Origin of the sequence: Dactylosporangium sp. NBC_01737 (assembly GCF_035963215.1) — a bacterium.
Lineage (GTDB): Bacteria > Actinomycetota > Actinomycetes > Mycobacteriales > Micromonosporaceae > Dactylosporangium.
The window spans coordinates 2,106,799-2,131,039 of record NZ_CP109153.1 but is presented as its reverse complement, the minus strand read 5'-3'; the positions used below and the strand labels follow the sequence as shown (position 1 = coordinate 2,131,039).

Genomic DNA, 24,241 nt, shown 5'->3' with positions numbered 1-24,241 from the left:
GTGACCGAAACGTCTGTGCGTCGCCGCGCCTCGGTCTGGATCGCCGCGGGCGCGCTGGTCGCCGGCCTCTTCACCGCCATCACCACCCCGGCGACGGCGGCACCGGGCGACTTCAGCTCCGGTTTCGAGGCCGGCGACGCACAGCCCACATGGACCGACACCGTCGAGAGCAGCGCCGGCGTCGGCGGGTACTGCTGCGGCCTCCCCGGCATGCAGAGCGGGACCCGTGCCGAGGCCGCACACACCGGCAGCGCCGCGCTGATGTACTCCGGCACCGACACCAGCACCACCGGCAGTTCCTCCTACAACCGGGTCTTCGACGTCGACATCGTGGTCGGCGCGTCGACGACGCTGTCCTACTGGGTGCTGCCGCAGCGCGGCGGGAACCTCGACGTGGCCGTGGACCTGGTGTTCACCGACGGCACGTACCTGCGCAACTCCGGCGCCGTCGATCAGCACGGGGTGCGGGTCAACCCTCGCGACCAGGGCAGCGGCCGGGTCCTGGCCTTCGACACCTGGAACTACGTCACGTCGGTCATCGGCGAGGCCGTCAGCGGCAAGACGATCGACCGGATCCTGATCGGCTACGACAAGCCCGAGGGCACCGGCACGTTCCGCGGCTACTTCGACGACATCCGGATCAGCGCCGGCGCCGCCGGCAGCGTCTCCGATCTCGTCGACACCCGCCGCGGCTCCAACTCCGACCTGAACTATTCGCGGGGCAACACGTTCCCCGGCGCGACGGTCCCGCACGGGTTCAACTTCTGGACCCCGGTGACGAACGGCAACAACGACGGCTGGCTGTACCAGTACAACGCGTCCACCGTGCAGGGCTTCGCGATCAGTCACCAGCCCAGCCCGTGGATCGGTGACTACGGCCAGCTGCAGATCATGCCGATGACCGGCGGCGTCAAGTCCACCCCGGAGGCGCGCAAGTCGACCTTCAGCCACGCCAACGAGGTCGCGAAGGCGCACTACTACAAGACCCGGCTCGACACGTACGGGATCACCGCCGAGATCGCGCCGACGGACCATGCGGGCGTCATGCGGTTCACGTTCCCCGCGGCGGCGGACGCCACCATCCTGTTCGACACCGTCGACAGCGCCGGCGGCTCGATCAGCGTCGACGCCGCGGCGCGCACCATCTCCGGCTACGCCGACCACCGGGGCCAGAAGCTGTACTTCTCCGCGACCGTGGACGCCGCGATCACCGCGTCAGGCACGATCACCGGGCAGGGCGCGACGAGCTGGATCCGGGTCGCGACCACCGTCAACCAGCAGGTGACCCTGCGGACCGGCACGTCCTGGATCAGCGTCGCGCAGGCCACGGCGAACCTGAACCAGGAGATCGGCGCCAAGAGCCTGGACACGGTGCGGGACGAGGCCGCCGCCCAGTGGGACACGGCGCTGGGCAGGGTCAGGATCGAGGGCGCGACCGGTGACCAGCTCGTCACGTTCTACTCGAACCTGTACCGGTCGCTCATGTACCCGAACAACCGCTCGGAGATGGTCGGCGGGGTCCGCAAGTACCAGAGCCCCTACGACAACACGGTCCACGACGGGCAGATGTACGTGAACAACGGCTTCTGGGACACCGCGCGGGCCGAGTGGCCGCTGCTGACGCTGCTCGAACCCGGCCGCACCGGCGAGATGCTCGACGGGTTCGTCAACGCGTACAAGACCAGCGGCTGGACGCCGAGCTGGTCGGCGCCGTGGAACCGGGCGATCATGCCCGGCACCAACCAGGACCTCGTGTTCGCCGACGCCTACGCCAAGGGTGTGCGCAACTTCGACTACCAGGCCGCGTACGCCTCGATGGTCAAGAACGCCATGGTGTACTCGCCGTGGGTCAACGGGCGGATGGGGCTGGACGTGTCGACGTTCAAGGGGTACGTGCCCTCGGACTCCCGCGGGGACTCGGCGTCGTGGACCCTGGAGGACGCCACCAGCGACTTCGGCATCGCGCAGATGGCCCAGGCGCTCGGGTACGCCGACGACGCCGCCTACTTCCGCAACCGGTCCCTGGACTACGTGAACCTGTTCTCGCCGTCGGTGGGCTTCTTCCGGGGCAGGCAGAGCGACGGCACGTGGCGTACCAGCGACGCCGACTTCAGCGCCAACCTGTGGGGCTGCGAGTTCGTCGAGGGCGCACCGTGGCACTACGCGACGCCGGCGCCGCAGGACCCGCAGGGCATGGCGAACCTCTACGGCGGCCGGGCCCAGCTGTCGGCGAAGCTCGACGCGATGCTCGCCGCGCCGCGGGACTACCTGACCGGCTGCTACGGCGCGATCATCCACGAGATGCGCGAGATCTACGACACGAACATGGGTCAGTACGCGCACGCCAACGAGCAGACGCATCACATGCTCTACATGTATAACTACGCCGGTACCCCCGCGAAGACCCAGAACCAGGTCCGGCGCGTGCTCACGGGCCTCTACAACTCGGGCGCGGCCACCGGCAACGGGTACCTCGGCGACGAGGACAACGGCGAGATGTCCGCGTGGTACATCTTCTCGGCGCTGGGCTTCTACCCGGCGCGGATGGGCACCACGGACTACGCCATCGGCGCACCGCTGCACCCGAAGACGACGCTGACGCTGGAGAACGGGCGCACGTTCACCGTCACCGCGCCCGGGGTCAGCGACACCAACCGGTACATCCAGAGCGCCACCCTCAACGGCGTCGCCTACACGAAGAACTACCTGACCCACGCCGACCTCACCGCCGGCGGCACACTGCACTTCGTGATGGGCCCGAGCCCGTCGTCGTGGGGCACCGGGGCCTCCGACATCCCGGGCTCGCTGACCACCGGCACCGCGGCACCGCAGCAGCTGCTCGACAAGGCGACCGGCAGCACCGTCACCGTCAGCGGCGACACCCCCGCCGAGGGCCGCGCCAAGCTCACCGACGACTCGTCCCTGACGAAGTGGCTGACGGTCGCGGGCACCGCCACCATCACCTGCCGGCTCACCTCCGCGGCCACCGTCAAGCAGTACACCTTGACCTCGGCCGACGACCTGCCCGGCCGCGACCCGAGGAACTGGGTCCTGCAGGGCTCCGACGACGGGGTCACCTGGACGACGGTCGACACCCGCACCGACGTCGATTTCATCGACCGCCGGCAGACACGGGTGTTCACCGTCGCGGGGAACGCGGCCTATTCGCGTTACCGGCTGCAGATCACCGCCAACCACGGCGCCGGCGAGACCCAGCTCGCGGAGCTGCAGCTCATAGGTTGACGGGCATGGGTGATGTGATCGAGCGGAGCGGCACGAGCACTTCGCCCGGCTGGAGCACCCGAGACCACCCTCACGGTCATCCCCGAGGCCGACCACTTCCCGATGCTCTCGGCACCACGCGAGTTCGAACGCGTCATGCGGGAGGCGCTGCGGCAGGCGTCCGCCGCGAGCTGACCGCCTGGGGGTCAGCTCGCCGGGTGGCACCGCCGGCTAGCGGGGCGTGCGGTCGTCGCGGTCCGGGGTGTGGTCGGTCGGGTCCGCGTCGTCGTTCTCGGGGAGGTGCACGCCGGCGAGCTCGTGCTGGAGGGCGGTGAGGTCGGTCGGCGGGGTGAAGTACTTCAGCTCCCGGGCGATCCGCGTCTGCTTGGCCTTGGCCCGTCCACGTCCCATGTCGGCTCCCCGTTTCCCGTGCGCCGAGGGGCGGTGGCAATGCCGCGCCCGGCGTCGTGACAACTTGAATTCATCCTCGTGCCCGACACGGTACATCCCCTCCGCAGGTGTCGTCTGCCGCCGTTGCGACAAGAGTCCGACGACACTGTTTTCGGAGGGGGTCAGGCGACTTTCCGAGGGGTCAGGCGACGCCGCCGTTGACGTAGATCGTCTGGCCGTTGATCCAGCGCGCGGGCCCGGCCAGGGACGAGACGACCTCGGCGATGTCCTCCGGGGTGCCGAGCCGCTCCATCGGGTTCATCTTCGCGGTTCGCTCGATCGTGGCGTCGTCCTTGCCGTTGAGGAAGAGGTCGGTGGCGGTCGGGCCGGGGGCGACGGCGTTGACGGTGACGTCGCGGCCGCGCAGCTCCTTGGCGAGGATCGGGCTGATCGCCTCCACGGCGGCCTTGCTCGCGGCGTACGCGGCGTAGGTCGGCGCCGACAGCCGCGTGATCGAGGTGGAGAAGTTGACGATCGCGCCGCCGCGGCGGACCCGCCGGGCCGCCTCGCGGTCGACGACGAACGTGCCGCGGATGTTGGTGCGGTGCATGCGGTCCAGGTCGTCGAGGTCGAGCTCGGTCACCGGTGAAAGGACCATGACGCCGGCCGCGTTGACGACCACGTCGACGCCGCCGAACTGCCGCTCCGTGGCGTCGAAGAGCGCGGCGACGGCGGTCTCGTCGGCGACGTCGGCCTGCACCGCGACCGCCTGCCCGCCCTTGCCGGTGATCTCGGCCACCACGGCGTCGGCGGCGGAGGGCGAATGGCCGTACGCGATGACGACCGCCTGCCCGTCCGAGGCCAGCCGCAGCGCGACGGCCCGGCCGATCCCGCGCGATCCACCGGTGACGACGGCAACCCTGTTCATGACACCCTCCCGAAGGCGTGTTAGCACTGATAACAACTCGACGTTAGCATCAATACGCTAACGTGCAAGTGTTAGCGTTGTTACCGTGACCACTACCCGCGAAAAGATCGTCGAAGCGGCCGCGGCGCTGCTGAACGAGGGGGGCCGTGAGGCGATCTCCACCCGGGCGGTCAGCGCGGCCGCCGGCGTGCAGGCGCCGACCATCTACCGGATCTTCGGCGACAAGCAGGGCCTGCTGGACGCGGTCGCGAGCCACGGCTTCGTGTCCTACCTGCGCGGCAAGACGGCACTGGGGCACAGCGCCGACCCGGTCGAGGACCTGCGGCGCGGCTGGGACCTGCACGTCGCGTTCGGGCTGGAGCACCCGGCCGCCTACACCCTCATCTACGGCGAGCCCCGCCCCGGCGTCGAGTCCCCGGCGGCCCGCGCCGCCGCCGAGGTGCTCGCCGGGCAGGTGCGGCGGATCGCGGCGGCGGGCCGGCTGCGGGTCAGCGAGGAGCGCGCCGCGCACCTGATCCACTCGGCGGGCTGCGGCATGACGCTCACCCTCATCGCGCTGCCACCGCAGCAGCGGGACCCCGCGCTGCCGGTACTGGCCCGCGAGTCGGTCATCGCCGCCGTCACCGGCGAGCCGGCGGGCGCGGACGGGCAGGCGGGCACGGGCGGGCAGGCGGGCACGGGCGCCGGCCTGGCGGGCGCCGCCGGGGCGCTGCGGACGGCGCTGCCCGGGGTCACGGCGCTGAGCGCCGCGGAGCTCGCCCTGCTCGACGAGTGGCTGACCAGGATCGCGAGCAGCTGAGCGGTGGTGCTCAGGTGATCGGGCCGGCCCGCAGCACGCCGCGCACCTCGTCGACGGTCACCGACGTGGGTTCGAACGCCGTGAGCCACCAGGTGGCACCGGCCGCCGCGTAGGGCCCCGGATCGACGCCCGCTACGAGTTCGACCGCGATGTCATACGGCCCGGGCTCCCACAGCCCGGCGATGGTCGCGGCCGCCTCGGCCAGCTGGTCCGGGTGCTCGAGGTTGACCGGGAAGTTGCCGTCGTGCCGGGCCGCCCGCTGCATCGGTCGCCGCTTGCCCGGGAAGCCGGCGACCCACACCGGCACGCCGGGCCGCTGCACCGGCGGGGCAGGAAGGTCACCGCGGTCGACCGTTCCCCCGGCCGGCATCGGTGCACGACCTCAGTCCGGGGCCCGGGCAAGCACGGCGTTGATCTGGTCGCGTTGGAGCGGCACCAGGGCCAGGATCAGCTCGCCGACGGCCCACAGCTGTGGCAGGTGATCGTGGACCCATGCCTCAGGGGGTGGCGCCTCCGTCCCTCGTGCGGCCATCGCCTCGACGTCGTCGGGGCGCAGGCAGAGCGTGGCGGCCATGAGCGCCACGCGTTCCGGGCCTGGCACGCCGCCGCGCATCGTTCTGGCCACCGTGCTGAGCGCCGAGCTCGTTGCGTACGCCATGCCCCAGCGTGTGATGTTCCGGATCTGCATCAGCCGGCTGAACACCGCGCCGAACGTCACCGCCTCGAGCGCGGGCAGGCCGGGCGATCCGCCGGCCGTCGGCGGCCCGGCCAGGGAACGGGCGTGACCACGGGCGGCCTCGGCCGCGGCGACCTTCAGGCGGAGCAGTGGCAACGACTCGATCAGCGGCGCCGCGCCGGGGTCGGCGGGGAGGTACTCGGCGGGCACCGCACCGCCGGCGATCGTCAGCAGGTCGGCCGGGCGCAGGTCCAGCTCCGCCGCCAGGTCGAGCAGGTGCCCGGCGGCCGGCACCGCGACCCCGCGATGCGCGCAGAGCCGATCCAGCGGGGTCTCCGTCACAGGCATCACCAACCAATCCGCTGGTTGCTCGGGTGGAGGAAAGGGTCGTACGCCTTCCGCGCGTCTGGCTGGACCTCAACGATCAGCGTGACATTGTTTTGCCCGAATCAGTTGCCCGAAGACACTCATTTGGGCAACTTTGGGAGGATCTGTGAAGCAAAGAACTGTGAAGGGGCTCGTTCTCTTCACCGCGGCGGCCACGATGTTGGCCGTCGCCCCGAGCAACAGCGCCTCTGCAGCGCCGGCAGCGGACACGGCAGGGGCCGCGAAGATCACCTGGGGGCAGTGTGAGAGCCCCGGGCTGCAGCGTCGTGGTGCGGAGTGCGGGCTGCTCGACGTGCCACTGGACTACAGCAAGCCCAATGGCAAGAAGATCCAGATCGCCGTGTCGCGGATCAAGGCCAAGGTGGCCGCGAAGGACTACCAGGGCATCATGCTGGTCAACCCCGGCGGGCCGGGTGGCTCCGGGTTGACGCTGTCGGTGCTGGGCGAGTTCGTGCCCAACGGGGCCGGCGAGGCGTACGACTGGATCGGCTTCGACCCGCGTGGCGTCGGATCGAGCGTGCCCGCGCTGTCGTGCGACAACGACTACTTCAACGGGCCGCGTCCGGAGTACATCCCGTGGAACCAGAGCATCGAGACGACCTGGCTCAACCGGTCCAAGAACTACGCCAAGGCCTGCGGTCAGGCCGGCGGCGCGCTGCTGGACCACATGACGACGGTCGACTCGGTCAACGACATGGAGTCGATCCGGAAGTCGCTCGGCGCCAGCCAGATCAACTTCTACGGCTTCTCCTACGGCACGTACCTCGGCCAGGTCTACGGCACGCTGCACCCGAAGCAGGTGCGCCGCATGGTGCTGGACGGCAACGTCGACGTGCGGAAGGTCTGGTACCAGGCCAACCTGGATCAGGACGTGAACTTCGAGCGCAACGAGAAGATCTGGTTCGGTTGGCTCGCCAAGTATGACGACGTCTACCACCTCGGCAAGACCGCCGATCAGGTGCAGTTGCGCTGGTACGCGGAGCAGAACAAGCTGCGCAGCACGCCTGCCGGCGGTGTGGTCGGGCCGGACGAGTTCGCCGACATCTTCCTCTACGCCGGGTACTACCAGTCGACGTGGCTGGAGCTGGCCGAGGCGTTCGCCGGTTGGGCGAACGACAAGAACACGGACCTGATCGTCGCGGCGTACGAGAACTACGTCGCCCCCGGCGACGACAACGGCTTCGCGGTCTACAACGCGGTGCAGTGCACCGACACGCAGTGGCCGCAGAGCTGGAGCACCTGGGAGCGCGACAACTGGCGCACGTTCCTCAAGGCGCCGTTCATGACCTGGGACAACGCGTGGTACAACGCGCCGTGCCTCTTCTGGCCCGGCAAGGTGTCCAAGCCGGTCAAGGTCGACGGCTCGAAGGTGCAGAGCGTGCTGTTCGTCGGCACGACGCTGGACGCGGCAACGCCGTTCGAGGGCAGCCTCGAGGCCCGTCGCCGCTTCCCGCACGGCGCGCTGCTCGCGGAGGTCGGCCAGACCACGCACGCGAACTCGCTCAACGGCAACGAGTGCGTGGACAACGCGATCGCCGACTACCTCGCGACCGGCAAGCTGCCGAAGCGCAAGGCCGGCGACAAGCCCGACGCCACCTGTGACGCGCTGCCGCAGCCCGACCCGACCGCGGTCTCGCTGCAGGCGAAGTCGCTGCGGGCGGACAGCTTGACGCGTGAGCCGCTGTACCCCGTGCACCACTAGCAGGTAGCAAAGCAGCGGGGCCTGCCGGATCGGATCCGGCAGGCCCCGCTTTCGTGTGTGGTTACTGCTGGACGATGAACTCGACGCGCCGGTTGATCGCCTTGGCGGCGTCGTTGGTGTCGGGGACCTTCGGGCGGGACTCGCCGAAGCCCTTCGAGCTCATCCGCTCCGCGGCGATGCCCAGCGAGACCAGGGTGTCCAGGACCGTCTTCGCGCGGGCCTCGCTGAGCGCCTGGTTGCGCGCCTCGGTGCCGGTGCTGTCGGTGTGGCCCTCGATGCTGATCCGGATGCTGGGGTTGGCCTTGAGGATCGACGCGACGTTCGCCACGACCGCCTGGCCCTGCGGGGTCAGCGTCGCCCTGTCGTTCTCGAACTCGACCGTCGGCAGCGCCACCAGCTGCGTCTGCACCTGCTCGGCCTTCGCCTCGCCGACCGCGAGCTCGTTGCGCACGATGCCGGTGACGTCGCGGGCCGCGACCTCCGCCTGGTCCTTGACCTGCTGCGACACGACCGTGCCGGTGAGGGTCACGGTGCCGCCCTGCAGGTCGACGACGCCGGCCTTGGTTTCCTTGCCCAGCGCGGCCAGCACCGGCGCGAGCGCGGCGATCTTGACGCCGTCGCTGCTGCGTTTCGCGTCGACGGTCACCTCGTCGAGGACGTTGTCGGCGCCGAACGCCGCCCTCGCCGCGTCGCCCAGCGCCGACTTGGCCGCGGCGTCGGACACGGTGCCGGTGAGCGTGACCTTGCCGGCGTCGACGAGCAGCTTCACCGCGACCGGTGACGGCGGCACCTCGACCTTCGGCGGCGCGATCACCGTCACGACCCGCACGCCCTCGACGGCGCCGGCGACGTCCTCGGCCTTGCGCTGCTCGTCCGCCGAGTCGACACGGACCGTGCCGTCCCGACCGGTGAACGACACGTCCGCGTCGATCCCGGCGTTGCTCAGCGCGACCTTCGTGTGATCCGTCAGGACCGCCTCGATGTGGTGCCGGAACGGCACCTCCGCGCCGCCGATGAGCGCGGCCAGCCCCACGACACCGACCACGATCGGCACCCAGGGGTTGACCTTGCGCAGCTCATGCCGCACGGTACGGGTCGTCGTCGTGCCCGCCATCAGACCGACCCGGCGTCGCTGCTGGCGGTGGGCTTCGCGGTGGGCTCACGGCCGGCGATCAGCCAGTCGGTGAGCTCCTTGAACGCCTCCTCTTCGCCGTCGGCGAGCAGGCGCGCCTGGCGGGCCCACGTGACGATGCTCGGCGCGAAGTGCAGGTTCGCGTTCTCGATCGCGGTGCGCAGCGTGTCGACGTCGGAGTCGGCGAGCTTCGCGTACGTGCGGATCCCCGCGGCGAGGAGCGCGGCCGACATCTTCGGCCCGATCCCCTCGATGCGCTGGAGGTCGTCCGGCGGCCCGTCCTCGACCACCACGGCGGCGGGAACGACGACCGGCTCCGGCTCGGCGACGGGCTCGGGCTCGACCACCGGCTTGACCTCGGCGACGGGCTCGACCACCGGCTCCGGCTCCGCGACGGGCTCAACCACAGCAACCGGCTCGGGCTCGACCACGGCGACAGGCTCGGCCACGGCGACGGGCTCAGGCTCGGCGACGGGCTCAACCACAGCAACCGGCTCGGGCTCGACCACGGCGACGGGCTCAGGCTCGGCCACCGGCTCCACGACCGGCTCAGCCGCGAAGGCGACCTCAGGCTCGACCGGGTCGGCGACCTCGGGCCCGGCCGGCACCGCCGCGGCCACGGGCAATGCGGCGGCGGGCTTCGCGGTGGGCTCGCGGCCCGCGATCAGCCAGTCGGTCAGCTCCTTGAAGCCGGCCTCGTCACCGTCGGCGAGCAGGCGCGCCTGCCGCCCCCACGAGCCGATGCTCGGCGCGAACCGCAGGTTGGCGTTCGCGAGCGCATCCTCCAATGTGGACCGCTCCGCGTCGGCGAGGGCCGCGAACGTGGTGATGCCCGCCGCCTTCAGCGCCGCGGCGATCTTCGGTCCGATGCCTTCGATGCGGGCGAGGTCGTCCTCGGCCGCGGCGACCGGCGCGGCCGCGAACGCGGACTCGACGTCCGCGACCAGTTCGTCGTCCACATCGGACGGCACGTCCTCCACGGACTCGACCGGCGCCTCGACCTCGGCGACGGGTTCCACGACGGGGACGGGCTCGGGGTCTGCGACCGCGACCGGCGCCGGCTCGTCGACGACCGGGTCGGCGGCCACGGGCTCGGCCGGCATCGGCTCGGCAGCGGACGCGGCCTCGGTCTCCACCTCGTCCTTGACGGGCTCGGCCGGTGCCGCGGCGACCAGCGGCTGTACGGCAGCGGGGGTGGCGGTGCTCTCTTGAGTACGGATCCGGCGCACCTGACGACCCCACCAGAGGTAGCCGACGAGCAGGCCGAGTAGGAATGCGATGACGATGAACAGCAGTGACTGGTTGATGAACCAGGTCACGACGGGCCTCCGGGGGAAAGTGACCGACGCGTGAAGGGGGAAGTTTGCGCGCAGCCTTCCATACCTCGATGCTCGGCAACAGAGCCGGAAAGACGGCACGACCTGCCGGTTCTGTCTGTTCGCTCACGCGCCGACCGGCACCTGCCACGGCCTTCGGAGGCATTTGCGCTGATGAGGGGGCTTGTGACGGGCCGTGACGGCAGGAACAGTGGAAAATCCGTGCAACCGTGGATGTGGTGCCGATGGAAAGCTTGGTGCTGAAGCTCACGACATAGCGGGTGAACTGGAGGTCGACGGAGCATGGGCAAGACGACACGGGTCCTGACCCTGGCGGCGGTCGCGGCTGCGGCGGGTGGGGTGGCGTGGGCGCTGCGTGACCTCCCGGCGCAGCTGGGCGCCGCGGCCTCGGGTGCGAGGGCGGAGCGGATGCGGCGTTCCCCGCAGTACGGGGAGGGCAAGTTCGTCAACCCCGTGCCGCGGGAGGTCCTGCCGGACGGCGCGATGGCCGCCGCGTTCCGCGAGCTGATCTTCGGGCAGCAGCCGAGGCGGCCGAAGGGGGTGATCCCGGTGGTGAAGCCGGCGTTCCCCGCGAAGCAGGACGGCGACCTGCACGTCACGTGGCTGGGTCACTCGACGGCCCTCGCCGAGGTCGAAGGCGTGCGGGTGCTGTTCGACCCGGTGTGGAGCGACCGCTGCTCGCCGACGTCGTTCGTGGGACCGAAGCGGCTGCACCCGATGCCGCTGGGCGTGCAGGAGCTGCCGAGGATCGACGCGATCGTGATCTCACACGACCACTACGACCACCTGGACCTGGCGTCGATCAAGGCGCTGGCCCGCACGCAGCAGGCGCCGTTCCTGGTCCCGCTCGGCGTCGGGGCGCACCTGGAGCGCTGGGGCGTGCCGTTGGACCGGATCGTCGAGCTGGACTGGGACGAGTCGGTGGACGTCCGGCACGTCACGCTGACCGCCACGGCGGCGCGGCACTTCTCCGGCCGCCGGTTCAGCCGCGACGGCACCCTGTGGGCGTCCTGGGCGGTCAAGGGCGAGCGGCGCAGCCTGTTCTACACCGGCGACTCCGGCTACTGGGGCGGCTACAAGGAGATCGGCGAGGAGTACGGGCCGTTCGACGTGTCGCTGATCCAGGTCGGGGCGTACGGCGACGCCTGGCCGGACATCCACATGAAGCCCGAGGACGGCGCGAGCGCGCACCTCGACGTGCGGGCCGGGGTCCTGATCCCGCTGCACTGGTGCACGTTCAACCTGGCCGTGCACGCGTGGTCGGAGCCGGTCGAGCGGCTGCTGGACGAGGCGGCCGCCCGTGACATCACGCTGGCGATCCCCCGTCCAGGTGACCGACTCAACATCGACGCGTTGCCGGCAGTTGAACCATGGTGGCGGGCCATTGCGTAAGGGTTAAATGAGCAGGTCAGGGCACGTGTCAGGGCACACATGCCAGGACCCGACAAAAGGCTGGCGGTCTGACTCCCTCCCGACGTACTGTATCGATACAGAAGGAACTGGATCGATGCAGAGAAGGGAGGGAACTGAACCATGAAGGCCACGTTGCAGACCATCGCCGACGAGCTCGGCGTGTCACGCAGCACGGTGTCCAACGCCTACAGCCGGCCGGATCAGCTCTCCCCCGAGCTGCGCGCCAGGATCCTCTCGGCGGCGCAGCGGCTGGGCTACTCGGGGCCGAACCCGACGGCGCGCTCGCTGCGCAGCGGCAAGGTCAACGCGATCGGTGTGCTGCTGACCGACAACCTGTCGATGGCCTTCACCGATCCCTACGCGGTGGCCTACCTGCGCGGACTCGCGGAGGCGGCCTCGGCGAGGGAGACCTCCCTGCTGCTGCTCAACCTGCCCAAGGACGAGGCGGCCGGCCGGCGCGTCATCAGCAACGCCGCCGTCGACGCCTTCTGCCTCTACTGCGTCCCCGACTGGCACTCGGCGCTGGAGCTGGTCCGCTCCCGCGGCGTGCCGGTGGTGATCGGTGAGGACCCGCAGGCGTTCGGGCCGGAGGCGAGCTACGTCGGCATCGACGAGCGCGCGGCGGCCCGGCGGCTGGGCGAGCACATCGTCAACCTCGGCCACCGCGACATCGCGGTGGTGGCGCACTGGATCGTCGACGACGGCGTCACCAGCCAGGTGCACGCCGACCCCGATGACCTGCGCTACTACGTGACCGGCGAGCGGGTCCGCGGCTTCCGCGACGCGTTCCTGGCCGCGGGGGTGCCGTGGGAGAAGGTCGTGCTGATCAACGCGGCGGGCAACCAGCGCGAGGAGGGCGCCGCGGCGGCCGCCCACGCGCTCGACCGGCTCGACCGGGCGACCGCGATCCTCTGCACCTCCGACGTCCTGGCCCTCGGCGTGCTCGACGCGCTGCGGGTGCGGGGCCTGCAGGCCGGCCGGGACGCCTCGGTCACCGGCTTCGACGACATCCCGGAGGCCGATGCCGCCGGGCTCACCACGATCCGCCAGCCCAGCGTCGAGCGCGGGCGGCTCGCGGGCGAGCTGCTGCTCGACCCGCCCGAAGACCCGGCGCTGCGTCGCCTGACGCTGCCCGTATCCCTGGTGGTCAGGTCGACCACCGGACCCAACACTGCCAAGGAGAAGTCATGACCCCGATCGCACTGATCATGTCGCTGGAGGCCGTCCGCCTGGAGGCGAACTCGGCCATGCCGAACGCCCCCGTCGTCGACGACCGTCGCCGCGAGTCGGCCACCATGGGCAAGATGCGCAACTTCACCGCTCGCACGCTGCGTCGCGCGGCCGACCGAGTCGAGCCCACGCCGGCCCTCACCTACGGGTAACTGGTCCAGCTGAACAGAAAGAGCCGGGGCGGCCGCCCCGGCTCTTTCGTCGTGCAACGCCGAACTATGACTGCGTGGCGTAGTCCGGGGCGTCGGACCGGGCGGTGTTGGCGCGGGCGCCGAGACCGATCGAGTCGTAGTCCTGGCGGCTGATGCCCCGCAGGATCAGGGCCCAGATGATGCCGATGACCGCGACCGCGCCGTAGGCCGCCGGGAACGCCCAGACCGCGGCGTTCTCGGTGCCGGGCTGGAAGCCCAGCAGGCCGCCGAAGTTGTCGACGACGAGCCAGATGATGTACCCGAGCGCCACCGACGACAGGATCGGCGCGATGAGCCGCGACCATGCGCCTTCACCGCGGGCGTCCTTCAGGAAGTAGAAGATCACCGACAGCGAGGTCGCGAAGACCAGGAACAGCACGCCGACGCCGCCGGAGGTGCCCAGCCAGAAGAACAGGTTGAGCATCGGGTCCCAGCCCTGGACCGCGAAGAGCACGAGCACGACGAGCGCGATCGCGGTCTGGAAGAGCGAGCCGGAGGCCGGTGCGCCGGAGCGGGCCCGGGTGCGGCCGAAGAACGCCGGGAGGACCCGCTCACGGCCGAGCGCGAATGCGTACCGCGCGGTCGTGTTGTGGTAGCTCAGGGCCGCGGCGGCGATGCTGGTGGTCAGCAGGACGAGACCGAGGTCGGCGGCCCAGGCACCACCCTTCTCGGCCAGGGCCGGGAAGAACGGGCCACCGGCCTGGGCGATCTCCGGGGTCTGCGCCATCGGGACGGTGGCGTCCACGCCGATGCTGACCGCGGCGGCCCAGCTGGTGACGGCGTAGGAGACGACCATGACGGCCAGGCCGAGGAACGTGGCCACCGCGACGGTCCGGTTCTTGCTGCGGGCCTCCTCGGCGAAGACCGGGGCGGCCTCGAACCCGACGAAGGCCGTGATGCAGACCGCGAAGGCCGGGCCGGCCGCGTCCTTCAGTGAGCCCCATGCCCACGGCTCGAAGCTGACGCCGCCCTCGGCCGGGTTGCTGAGGAAGATGAAGTCGAAGATCGTCACCGCGATGAGCTCGGCGCCGAGCAGGACCATGAGGACCTTGCTGTTGACGTCGACGCGCAGCAGGCCGAGCACCGCGACGATGAGCCACAGCGCGAGCGCCAGGATCCACCAGTCGACGGTCAGGTCTGCCTTGTCCGCCAGGATGACCGAGGCGAAGAAGCCGAACGCGCCGTAGAGGCCGATCTGCAGCAGGTTGTAGGCGAGCAGCGCGACCAGCGCGCCGCCGACGCCGAGCGGGCGACCGAGGCCCTGGGAGATGTAGCTGTAGAACGCGCCGGCGTTGGTGATGTGCCGGGACATCGCGACGTAGCCGAAGCTGAACATCGCCAGGACGATCGCGATGATGACGAAGGCGAGCGGGAAGCCGGTGACACCGACCCACCCCCACGCCGATGAGACGAGGGCGCCGACCACCATGAGGGGGGCGGCCGCCGTGAGGGCGAACATGATGACGGACGGCACGCCGAGACGGTCCCGGGCCAGTGCCTGTGATACCACGCTCGGTCGCGCAGGCGACGTTGCGGACATCGGTCCTCCAGGGGGTTTGTTGGGGGGAAGGGGAGAGGAAAGTCCGCTAGCCGCGCTGCGAGAGCACTGCGTCGCCGACCGCCGACTCGACCTGGAGGATCAGGTCTCGCAGTGGTGGCGGCAGTGCGCTGACCGCCTGCTGAAGTCTTCTGACGCTGTTCTGGTCGGTGTCCCACAGGACGTGACCGGACAGTCCGGTGGCGTCGGCCAGTCCGGCAAGGGTGGTGTCGGCGACCCGCATCGGCTCGTGGCCGGTGAGCAGGCGGCGCAGTCGCACGACCCGCCCTGCGGGGAGGTTGATGTCGGTGGCCATCCAGCGGGTCGAGGTGCGCAGGAGGCGCCGCACCTGGTGCTGCTCGACCAGCCCGACACGGGCGAGCCGCTGGCCGACCGCGTCGACCGCGGTCTGGCCGAGGAAGAGCAGCCAGGTGCGGATCTCGCGGTGCTGGATCTCGGCCATCATGGTGGCGAGGTTGGTGTGCGCCAAAGGGTCTGAGGGAGGCTCGTGACTGATGACCCTGAGCCGGTCGCCCTCGCAGACGATCCTCTGCTCCAGGACCAGTTCGCCGAGCATCGCTCCGGCCAGGCCGAGCTCGACCGCCCGTTGCGACAGGCGGGACCGGCCGTCCCGGTCGTCGTGCGCGATCAGGAAGAAGTCATCTGCAAGCAGCATCCGCCCGCACTCCTCGAAGAGGGCAGGGTGAAGGGCGCCACGAACACCAGCCGGCGCGCACCGTCACCACACTTCCGTCTTCAGCTCAGTTTGGTTCCGAAAGATCTCACAGACCCAACGCGAAAGCATGCACTGCGGGGACAGTGCTCCGCAACTTATGTAATGAGGATTTGAATGATCGGCTAACTGGCAAAGTGATATTGACGGTTGACTCAGCTAGTCAACGCTACCGAGCGTGATCAGACGTAATTCGGGTCCAAAGGTCACCTGATCACACGGTCTGTAACATTCAGATCCGTACGGCAAGGCCATTGTTGAGCTTTATTCGCTGATGATTGCGGTACAGAAGTCAACCATCGATATCGCGCTGGGTAACCGGCGGTGAACACGCGGGCGGGCCGGCTCCCATACGGCGCGTGATGGGAACCGGCCTCACGTTGCATAAAGGTCAGACAATCGATTCGGCGGCCTCGTCCACTGCCTCGAGGAGTTCCTCCAGCGCGTAGCCGCCGTCGTGGCGGACCCCGTTGATGAAGAACGTCGGCGTGCCGTTGACCCCGCTGCGGACCCCACCGACGAAGTCGCGCCGCACCCGGTCGAGGTGGACGTGCGCGCCGACCTCCTCGGCGATCTCCTCCGACGGCAGGCCGAGCCGCTCGACACCGACCATCAGCTGGCGCGGGTTGATGCTGCGCTGGTGCTCGAAGAGCCAGTCGTGCGCCGGCCAGAACTTCCCCCGGACCGCCGCCGCCTCCGCGACCTCCGCGGCCAGGTCGGCGTAGGGGTGCACGTTGGTGAGCGGGAAGTGCCGGTAGGTGTACCGGATCGTCTCGTGCCGCAGCCGCAGCAGGTCCTGCACGATAGCGTGGGCCATGCCGCAGTACGGGCACTGGTAGTCGCCGTACTCGACCAGCGACACCGGGCCGTCGGACAGGGTGTGCTCCTCGGGCCCGACCGGCACCACCAGCCGGGCCACGGTCACCTGGAACGGGGTCGTGGTCACAGCACCGGCCGCCGTCCGCTGTCGAGCCCTTCGAGGGCGTTGAGGATCCCGTCGGCGCCCGGGTTGACCCCGGGCGGCGCGACCTGGCTCCAGACCACCACGCCCTCGCCGTCGAGCACGAAGAGGGCCCGCTGGCAGACGCCGCTGTGCTCGTCGTAGACGCCGTACTGCCGGGCCACCTCACCCTTGGGCTCGAAGTCCGCCAGCAGCGGAAACGTGATCCCCCGATCCTCGGCGAACGCCCGGTGGGACCAGACGTTGTCCACGGAGATGCCCATCACGCCGGCGTTGTAGCGCTCGAACTCCGGCATGACCGCCTGGTACAGCGTCATCTGGTCGCCGCAGACCGGACTCCAGTCGGCCGGGTAGAACGCGAGCACAGCCGGGCGGCCACGGAACTCTGACGTGCCGACCCGGTGGTCGGGTGCGCTGGGCAACTCGAAGTCAGGTGCCCGCTGTCCGGCACGAAGCACCGCCTGGGGCACGGGCTGAGATACAGAACCGCTCATTCCTCAACGGTTCGCCGCTGCGCCGCGGGACGGGTCACTAGGCCGGGGTGACCGTGGTGACCTTGAACGGGCTGCCGGTGCACTGCGACTCGAACCCGGGGTCGGGCAGGCCGGTGACCTTGACCCGCTGGCCGGCGCGGAGCCCCGCGGCGGGCGGGCCGATCAGCAGCCACACCACCTTGTCCGTGACCAGCTCGACGCAGGCGCCCTCGAGCCGGATCTGGCCGGTGGTGGTGAGCACGGTGAAGTCGTCGGTCGGCTCGTGCGGAGCGGTCGTCTTCGGTACCCCGGACGGCAGCGTGATCACCGAGTCACCGGGGCTGGGCACGGCCTTCGAACCGGACGGCGCGGGCGTCGGGGTGCCGGGGGCCGAGGCGGAGGGCGGCGGCGCGGCGGCGTCGTCGGTCGACCTGGCGGCACAGCCGGCCAGGGACACGGTGGTGACGGCGAGGAGGAGGCCCAGTGCTCGTTTCATAGCACTTGGACCTCCTCCCGTTGTGCGTGGTTCCGCGTCAGCGGCTACTACTTCAGCCGGTGATACGGATCTTCACAGTCGTGCCGTTCGTGGACAGCACCTTGATCTTCACACCGTTGTTGGGGACCTTGACACCGTAGTACGTGCTGGTGGCGGGGTCCTCACGGTAGTAGTTCTTGCTGTCGTCGAACGTCGCGACACCGTTCTGGCCCCGGATGTAGCTCGGGGTGCTGTTCGGGCCGTAGTGCAGCGTGAACGAGCTGGCCTTGGTCAGGCCGAACGTCGCGTCGTAGCCCTGGATGCGCGGACGCCACGGGGTGCCGTCCAGCTTGTAGATCAGGTCAGGGTGCGCGTCGATCGGCAGGATCAGGCCACCACCGTGGTGCTGGCTGGTGTTGTTGTCCGAGTAGGAGGTGTCCCAGTAGGTCACCAGGAGCCCCTGCTCGTACGGGAAGTGCTCGACGTAGTCCGGCCGGTCGGCGAACCCGAAGTTGTACGGGCCCGTCCGCAGGTACTGGTCCCAGGACACGTACTGACGGTTCGAGGCGATGTAGAAGTTGTCGTACGCGGTGGTCAGCGTGCTGCCCACGGCGGTGAAGCCGACCGCGGTCCAGCCGTTGGCCCCGGCCTCGGCACCATCGGCGAAGACCGTGGTCGCGCCGTTGGTCACCTTGATGTCGTCGGCGAAGAAGCCCTGGCCGCCGGCGGCACCGTCGGTGAAGTAGTGGAACCGCAGGCCGACCGTCTTGCCCGCGTAGGCGGACAGGTCGAACGTCGCCGGCACGAAGCCCGCGCTGGTCCCGTCGATGCCGTTGCCCTCGGCCGCGGTGGTGATCGAGCCCGGGACCGACTTGAAGCCGGTGCCGTCGTCCACCTCGACGTAGGCGTAGTCACACGCGTCGGGGCCGCAGTCCTCGATGTCCCACGCCGCCTTGAAGCTCAGCGTCGACGTGCCCGCGGGCAGCGTCACGGTGCGGGTCAGCGAGTTGTTGAGGTTGTCACCGGAGCCGCTCCACCAGGACTTGGTGCCCTCCGGCGGGGCCGGCAGCTGGGTGACGATCTGCTTCTTCGGCAGCACGACGACGACCGCCTGGGCCTTGTTGCTGTTGTACTCGTGTGGCCCGAGGTCCAGCGTCTTGTTCTGCCCGGCCACGACGATCTCGTAGTCGAGCCAGCCGAGCTGCAGCTTGTCCCACGCACCGAGGTCGGCCGCGCGGTCCGCGATGTTGTTGTCGCCCGGCTTGCTGACCCGGCTCTGCGCCATGATGGTCCACCAGTTGACCGGGTTCTCGGCGTTGCCGCCGGCGCCCGAGGTGTCGTAGTGGTCCGGCAGGCCGAGGTCGTGGCCGTACTCGTGCGCGAACACGCTCAGGCCGCCGTTCTCGGGCTGGATCGTGTAGTCACGAACCCACAGGCCGGTCGAGCCGATCTGCGTGCCGCCCATCTGGTTGAACGCAGGGCCGCTGGTGAAGTTCTGGAACGCCGCCCAGCGGTGGCTCCAGATCGCGTCCTCGCCCTGGTACGGGTCGCCATCGGCCTGGTCGCCACCGGAGTGGACGATCTGGAAGTGGTCGATGTAACCGTCGGCCTCGTTGAAGTCGCCGTCACCGTCGTAGTCGAAACGGTCCCACTGGTCGTAGGAGGCGAGCGCGGCCTTGATCTGGGCGTCGGTCTTGCCCTGCGCCTGCTGGCCCGCGACCCACGCGTTGATCGCGTCCTGGATCAGGTACCAGGTGTTGCTGCAGACGTTGCTGCCGCACGGGTAGCCGTTGCTGCGACCGTACCGGGCCTCGTTGTACGGGACCTTGACCCAGTCGGTGACGAGACCCTCGACGCTGTAGCGACCCGAGGACTGCTTCTCGTAGTACGTCTTCAAGGACTCCGCGCCGCTGCCGGTCGCGAAGTACTTGTTGTAGAAGTACTGCTGGCTGAAGTCCGCTTCCCAGACGGTCGAGTTGTCGACCGACCGGTCCGGGGCGGGGATCGCGTTGTGCAGCGGCCCGTCGAACACGGTGGGGCCAGGAGTCGCGGCGGACGTGTCCTGGTCCGGGTAGCTCGGGTGCCGCGTATTGCCGAACTCGGCGAGGACGACGAAGATCTTGTCGGTCTTCTCGCGGCTCAGCTCGACGTACTGGTCGACGCGGGCCTTCTTGGTCTTGGTGTCGCCACCCTTACCGCTCGGGCCCTTCTGGCCGATCTTGACGACCGTGCTGGATCCACGCTTCTCCGGCGTCGCCTGGCCGCTCAGGATCTGCGAGATCGCGACCTCACGGGATTCGCGCCGCTTGTCCTCCAACGGGTTGGGCAACTCGTCGGAGGGTGACGCGGCGTCGGCTACGGACGGTCCCCCGGATGCCGGCACCGCATACGCAGCACCACCACCGGCGAACACCCCCATACCCGACGCAAGCGTGAGACTCAAAAGTCCCACGGTCAACTTACGCACAGGTACCTCCCTGGTGGGGCGAAAGCACCCAGGCATGATGTCGATGCCTCGATGCACCTGTCGCGAGAGACTAGGGGGTCCTTATTGCCTGTAAAGATCAACAACCGGGTATGCGCATAGTTGCAAGGGTCAAAGCAAGGGTGAATCCAGCTATTGAGCGCGGTCTCTCAATGCGGCGAGGTCGCGGACGATCACGTGCAGGCGGCCGGTCTGAATCCAGCCCTCCTCACGCAGCGTGCGCAACGCCTTCGTGACCGCCTCCCGGGACGATCCGGTCCAGCCCGCGAGCTCGTCCTGCGACAGCGGCAGACTGATCCGCAGCCCCTCCTCCGTCTGCTCGCCGAAGCGCTCCGCGAGCTCGACGAGGCGCGCCGCGACCCGTCCGGTGGTGTCGTAGGCGCCGAACTCGATCCGCTTGCGGTCGGCGTCGCGGACCCTGCGGATCACCTCGCGCATGAGCAGCATCGAGACGCGCGCGTGGCCCAGCAGGTACCGCTCGAACTCCGGCGTCGGCACGGCGAGCGCGGTCACCGGCTCCAGCGCGGTGACGGTCGCCGACATCGGGCCGCCGTCGACGGCGGAGAACTCACCGAGCAGCGCGCCGGGCCCGCGCACGGCGAGCACGACCTCGACGCCCGAGGCGGTGTCGGAGGAGACCTTGACCCGGCCGTCCTTGAGCACGATGACCGACTCGGAGCGGCTCGCCTCGCGATAGATGACCGCGCCGCGCTTCCACTGCCGGCGATGCCCGGCCGCCTCCAGGGCGGCCTGCTCGTCGGCGCTCAAAAGCTCGTAGAACTCGGTCACGACGCCATAGTCTCCACCACATATGCCCGGACTGTCTGTCGGCGTCCTTTCACTTCAAGGTCGCCGAGCGGGGTCGCGACCACGTCGCGGAGCGCGTCGAAGGTGGCGCCGCCGATGACGACCTGACCCGGCTCGGCGATCGTCTGCAGCCGCGCCGCGACGTTGACGGCGTCGCCCATCGCGTTGAAGCCGCGCAGCAGCTCGCTGCCGATGTTGCCGACCAGCGCCGGCCCGGTGTTGGCACCGACGCGGAAGCGGGGCCAGTCGGGGTGCCCGGTCGCGATCACGCGGACCGCGTCCTGCATCTCCAGCGCCGCCCGGACCGCCCGCGTCTCGTGGTCGTCCTGCCGGGCGGGCGCGTTGAACAGCGCCAGCAGCGCGTCGCCGACGAACTGCACGATCGTGCCGCCGTTGTCGAGGATGCAGGGCACCGCGACCCCGTGGTACCGGTTGAGCATCTCGACGATCTCGCCCGGCTCGACCGCCTCGGAGAAGGTCGTGAAGCCGCGCAGGTCGGCGAAGAGCGCCGTCACGTCGACCAGCTGCCCGCCGAGCGCGGCCTGGTCGGGGTCGGCGAGCAGGGCGGCCGCGACGTCCGGCGACATGTACTGGCGGAAGAGCGTCGACAGCTCCCCGTACAGGCGCGAGTTCTCCAGACCGATCGACAGCTGGTTGGCGAGGGTCGCGCGCAGCTCGGGCCGGCCGTCGGCGGGGATCCGCACGCCGCCGGCGACCTTGCCCTTGACCGTGAGCGGCAGCACGTCGGCGCCGGTCACGCGGGTCACGCCGCCGGAGACCAGGCCGACCTCGACGTCGCCGAACGACGGCCGGACCGCCTGGACCGCCGAGCGCAGGAACTCCTCCTCGCCGGCGCCGACGCGGGCCTGCTCGCCGACGGTGACGAGAGCGCCGAGCCGGCCGGACAGGTCCCGCTCGGCGAGCAGCGCGGCGGCGGCCCGGTCGAGGACCTCCGCCTGCTTCTCGGTGAGGCCGAAACGCTCCGCCATCCGCGCCGCGAGCCGCTCCGGCCGGCCGCCCGCCTCCGACTCCTGCAGCGCGGTGACGAGCTCCTCGAGGGCCGTCTCGTACTGCGCCCGGATGCGGCGGGTGGTCTCCGCGACCGCGATGCCGTCGAACAGGCCGGCCGCGCTGCCCTCCCGCCGGTACTGCACGTACGCGGAGTACCCGACGAACAGGAACGCCGCGGTCAGGATCAGGTGCCACTCCCACCACGACAGCCGCCACTTGTCAGCCAGGGTCACCGCCAGCATCGCCTCGGCGAGCAGCGCGAACGCGGTCACCACGGACATCAGCACGACGCCCGGCGCGCGCCGGTACCGCAGGTAGAAGCGCACCGCGGCGACCAGGTACAGCGCGACCGCGACGTACGAGGCGACGACCATCGGCCCCTCGACGTCACGCACCTGGGTCTGCCGGTTGAGCGGCGGCAGGTCCAGCACCGACACGACGATCCAGGCGAACAGCACCAGCCCCAAAGCGGGGCGCAGGGCCAGCTGCCACCGCGTGATGCCGGCCGGCAGTCGCAATGACGACACCAGCGCGAGCACCGAACCGATGATCAGGCCGACCGCCATCGCCATGTCGAAGCCGGCATTGGGGTGCGCGATGAGGACCTTGGGCGTGGCGAGCGCGTGCGCGAAAAGGAAACCCGCGCCGGCCAGGAACACCAGCGAGACGAGAAACAACCGCCCGTCCTGGCGGCGGTGCGCGGCGACGCTCATCGCGACGCCGACCGCGACGTTGACCGCGGCAACCGTGATGACCAGCCAGAAGTGGGTGTCGTGGTGCTGCCAGATCTGGTCGGCCCCGGGCCTGGTCAGCAGCAACCACAGACCGGCGAGGGGCAACGCCAGGTGGGTTGCCCACACAACGACACGAGGCATCGCACGCACCATTCTCTGAGCTGGTCACTTTGGCGACATTGCAGCAGTTGCGTTGTGCGTCTTTGGACGCAGACACCGTACGCCAACCTCGGTCTCATATTCACCGAAGCACCTGACGGGTGCGATCAACTGTGGGAGTCACCGATGAAGTTCAAGGCACCGCTCATCACGCTCGGCGCCGGACTTGTAGTTGCCGGCGTTCTGTACACGCTCAACGTCGACCTCAGCAACGACGTCGAGAAGAACAACGCTGCGGCGAACCAGACCACGACCGCCGCGGCGCCGGCCGCACCGGGCTCCGCGCAGCCGACCACCCAGCCGACAACGGACCCGCCGCCGAGCGCGGCGGCGTCCAGCGCACAAGTCGGTGACGGCACCGGCAACGCCGGCCAGCAGGGCACGGTCACCTACGCCGGGTCCGTCGACGGCGGCGCGGCGTCGCTCGCCATCGTCGTCAACAAGGGCAAGGCGATCGCCTACGTCTGCGACGGCAAGAAGGTCGAGGCGTGGCTCAACGGCACCATGGCCAACGGTCAGATCGACCTGACCGGACCGCAGGGGAACCTGAAGGGCACCTACGGCGGCGGCCAGGTCAAGGGCAACGTCACCGCCGGCAGCAAGTCGTGGGGGTTCACGGTCAAGACCGCGACGGCGCCCTCCGGCCTGTACCGCTCGGCCGCCTCGCTGCGCAACAAGCTCGACGCCAGCTGGGTCGTCCTGCCGGACGGCAAGCAGGTCGGCGTGCAGAAGAACAAGAACGGCGAGACCAGTGAGGCACCGCCGTTCGACGTGAACAGCAAGACCGCCACGGTCGACGGGACGAAGATCCCGATCGAGGCGGGCGACCCCAACGCCAGCTCCGGTTACTGAGAGGAGAGCCGTCCACATGTCCCCGGATGAGACCCAGACCGCTCCGGTCATCCAGCCCACCAACCCCAAGACGGCCGCGACCCTCATCGTGCCGGTGCTGGTCGCCTGTTTCGTCGCCGGCGCCCTCGGCGTCTACGGCAAGCTGCACGAGCCGACCGGTATCGCGGTGAACGTCGCGGGCTTCTCCAGCCCGCAGACGGTCAAGGTTTGGCTCGCCACGCTCGCCTTCGCGCTCGCGATCGTGCAGCTGTTCACCGCGCTCGTCATGTACGGCAAGATCCCGTTGAAGAACGCGTCGTGGCTCGGCGGGGTGCACCGCTGGTCGGGACGCCTGGCCTTCATCGCCTCGATCCCGGTCGCGCTGCACTGCCTGTACGCCCTGGGCTTCGCGGACTTCGACACGCGGGTGCTCATGCACTCGCTGCTCGGCTGCTTCTTCTACGGCACCTTCGCCGCGAAGATGCTGATCCTGGCCAAGAAGGGCGTGCCCGGCTGGGCGCTGCCCCTGTTCGGCGGCCTCGTCTTCACCGCACTCTCCGGCCTGTTCGTCACCTCCGCGTTGTGGTTCTTCACCACATTCGGCGTCAAGATCTGAAAGGGCATCGAA

The 24,241-nt window shown here is 69.8% G+C and carries 22 protein-coding genes; 8 read left to right on the top strand and 14 right to left on the bottom strand.

Features of this window, described 5'->3' with window-relative positions; all coding sequences use genetic code 11:
* A complete protein-coding gene (locus OHA72_RS09300) occupies positions 1-3,243 on the top strand; it encodes a GH92 family glycosyl hydrolase (RefSeq protein WP_327007429.1) in 3,243 nt (1,080 codons plus the stop codon).
* A 210-nt stretch (positions 3,244-3,453) separates the two neighbouring features.
* On the opposite strand, the gene OHA72_RS09295 is transcribed toward OHA72_RS09300, so the two are convergent.
* Together OHA72_RS09295 and OHA72_RS09290 are read right to left on the bottom strand one after the other, a co-directional pair.
* Entirely contained in the window at positions 3,454-3,633 is a 180-nt protein-coding gene (locus OHA72_RS09295) for a DUF3073 domain-containing protein (protein ID WP_327007428.1), read from the bottom strand.
* Between the two features lie 181 nt (positions 3,634-3,814).
* The gene (locus tag OHA72_RS09290; RefSeq protein WP_327007427.1) at positions 3,815-4,540 is read right to left on the bottom strand and encodes an SDR family oxidoreductase; all 726 of its coding nucleotides are present in this window, start codon (positions 4,538-4,540) and stop codon (positions 3,815-3,817) included.
* Between the two features lie 85 nt (positions 4,541-4,625).
* Here OHA72_RS09290 and OHA72_RS09285 point away from each other — a divergent pair, with 85 nt between their 5' ends.
* Entirely contained in the window at positions 4,626-5,339 is a 714-nt protein-coding gene (locus tag OHA72_RS09285; RefSeq protein WP_327007426.1) for a TetR/AcrR family transcriptional regulator, read from the top strand.
* 10 nt (positions 5,340-5,349) lie between these two features.
* On the opposite strand, the gene OHA72_RS09280 is transcribed toward OHA72_RS09285, so the two are convergent.
* The gene (locus tag OHA72_RS09280) at positions 5,350-5,709 is read right to left on the bottom strand and encodes a hypothetical protein (RefSeq protein WP_327007425.1); all 360 of its coding nucleotides are present in this window, start codon (positions 5,707-5,709) and stop codon (positions 5,350-5,352) included.
* 12 nt (positions 5,710-5,721) lie between these two features.
* Positions 5,722-6,357, bottom strand: coding sequence for a hypothetical protein (locus OHA72_RS09275; protein ID WP_327007424.1), 636 nt, complete (start codon positions 6,355-6,357; stop codon positions 5,722-5,724).
* Between the two features lie 166 nt (positions 6,358-6,523).
* Between OHA72_RS09275 and OHA72_RS09270 the strand changes: the two genes are divergently transcribed.
* Entirely contained in the window at positions 6,524-8,104 is a 1,581-nt protein-coding gene (locus tag OHA72_RS09270) for an alpha/beta hydrolase (protein WP_327007423.1), read from the top strand.
* 61 nt (positions 8,105-8,165) lie between these two features.
* Here OHA72_RS09270 and OHA72_RS09265 read toward each other — a convergent pair whose 3' ends face one another.
* Both OHA72_RS09265 and OHA72_RS09260 read right to left on the bottom strand, forming a co-directional pair.
* Positions 8,166-9,218: an OmpA family protein gene (locus OHA72_RS09265; protein ID WP_327007422.1), complete on the bottom strand. Its 1,053-nt coding sequence runs from the start codon at positions 9,216-9,218 to the stop codon at positions 8,166-8,168.
* Positions 9,218-10,555 (bottom strand): helix-hairpin-helix domain-containing protein, encoded by a 1,338-nt coding sequence (locus OHA72_RS09260; RefSeq protein WP_327007421.1) that lies wholly within the window; start codon positions 10,553-10,555, stop codon positions 9,218-9,220. Before OHA72_RS09260 ends, OHA72_RS09265 begins: the two co-directional genes overlap by 1 nt.
* A 300-nt stretch (positions 10,556-10,855) precedes the next feature.
* Here OHA72_RS09260 and OHA72_RS09255 point away from each other — a divergent pair, with 300 nt between their 5' ends.
* From OHA72_RS09255 to OHA72_RS09245, 3 genes are all read left to right on the top strand, one after another.
* Positions 10,856-11,965, top strand: coding sequence for an MBL fold metallo-hydrolase (locus OHA72_RS09255; protein ID WP_327007420.1), 1,110 nt, complete (start codon positions 10,856-10,858; stop codon positions 11,963-11,965).
* Positions 11,966-12,106: 141 nt separating this feature from the next.
* On the top strand, positions 12,107-13,177 hold the full coding sequence (locus OHA72_RS09250; RefSeq protein ID WP_327007419.1) for a LacI family DNA-binding transcriptional regulator: 1,071 nt from the start codon (positions 12,107-12,109) through the stop codon (positions 13,175-13,177).
* Positions 13,174-13,368 (top strand): hypothetical protein, encoded by a 195-nt coding sequence (locus tag OHA72_RS09245; protein ID WP_327007418.1) that lies wholly within the window; start codon positions 13,174-13,176, stop codon positions 13,366-13,368. The genes OHA72_RS09250 and OHA72_RS09245 overlap by 4 nt, the downstream gene beginning before the upstream one ends.
* A gap of 64 nt (positions 13,369-13,432) precedes the next feature.
* On the opposite strand, the gene OHA72_RS09240 is transcribed toward OHA72_RS09245, so the two are convergent.
* The 8 genes from OHA72_RS09240 to OHA72_RS09205 all read right to left on the bottom strand — a co-directional run bounded on the left by OHA72_RS09240 (position 13,433) and on the right by OHA72_RS09205 (position 22,764).
* The gene (locus tag OHA72_RS09240; protein ID WP_442788545.1) at positions 13,433-14,947 is read right to left on the bottom strand and encodes an APC family permease; all 1,515 of its coding nucleotides are present in this window, start codon (positions 14,945-14,947) and stop codon (positions 13,433-13,435) included.
* 46 nt (positions 14,948-14,993) lie between these two features.
* On the bottom strand, positions 14,994-15,620 hold the full coding sequence (locus tag OHA72_RS09235; RefSeq protein WP_327007416.1) for a GOLPH3/VPS74 family protein: 627 nt from the start codon (positions 15,618-15,620) through the stop codon (positions 14,994-14,996).
* Positions 15,621-16,068: 448 nt separating this feature from the next.
* Positions 16,069-16,623: a DsbA family protein gene (locus OHA72_RS09230; RefSeq protein WP_327007415.1), complete on the bottom strand. Its 555-nt coding sequence runs from the start codon at positions 16,621-16,623 to the stop codon at positions 16,069-16,071.
* Entirely contained in the window at positions 16,620-17,132 is a 513-nt protein-coding gene (locus OHA72_RS09225; protein ID WP_327007414.1) for a peroxiredoxin, read from the bottom strand. Before OHA72_RS09225 ends, OHA72_RS09230 begins: the two co-directional genes overlap by 4 nt.
* Before the next feature lie 37 nt (positions 17,133-17,169).
* Positions 17,170-17,607: a hypothetical protein gene (locus OHA72_RS09220; RefSeq protein ID WP_327007413.1), complete on the bottom strand. Its 438-nt coding sequence runs from the start codon at positions 17,605-17,607 to the stop codon at positions 17,170-17,172.
* Positions 17,608-17,659: 52 nt separating this feature from the next.
* Entirely contained in the window at positions 17,660-19,915 is a 2,256-nt protein-coding gene (locus OHA72_RS09215) for an immune inhibitor A domain-containing protein (RefSeq protein WP_327007412.1), read from the bottom strand.
* Between the two features lie 288 nt (positions 19,916-20,203).
* Positions 20,204-20,860: a Crp/Fnr family transcriptional regulator gene (locus OHA72_RS09210; protein WP_327007411.1), complete on the bottom strand. Its 657-nt coding sequence runs from the start codon at positions 20,858-20,860 to the stop codon at positions 20,204-20,206.
* A complete protein-coding gene (locus OHA72_RS09205; RefSeq protein WP_327007410.1) occupies positions 20,857-22,764 on the bottom strand; it encodes an adenylate/guanylate cyclase domain-containing protein in 1,908 nt (635 codons plus the stop codon). Before OHA72_RS09205 ends, OHA72_RS09210 begins: the two co-directional genes overlap by 4 nt.
* A gap of 144 nt (positions 22,765-22,908) precedes the next feature.
* Between OHA72_RS09205 and OHA72_RS09200 the strand changes: the two genes are divergently transcribed.
* Both OHA72_RS09200 and OHA72_RS09195 read left to right on the top strand, forming a co-directional pair.
* The gene (locus tag OHA72_RS09200) at positions 22,909-23,634 is read left to right on the top strand and encodes a hypothetical protein (RefSeq protein WP_327007409.1); all 726 of its coding nucleotides are present in this window, start codon (positions 22,909-22,911) and stop codon (positions 23,632-23,634) included.
* Positions 23,635-23,650: 16 nt separating this feature from the next.
* Positions 23,651-24,229: a DUF6529 family protein gene (locus OHA72_RS09195; protein WP_327007408.1), complete on the top strand. Its 579-nt coding sequence runs from the start codon at positions 23,651-23,653 to the stop codon at positions 24,227-24,229.
* The last annotated feature ends 12 nt before the right edge of the window (positions 24,230-24,241 follow it).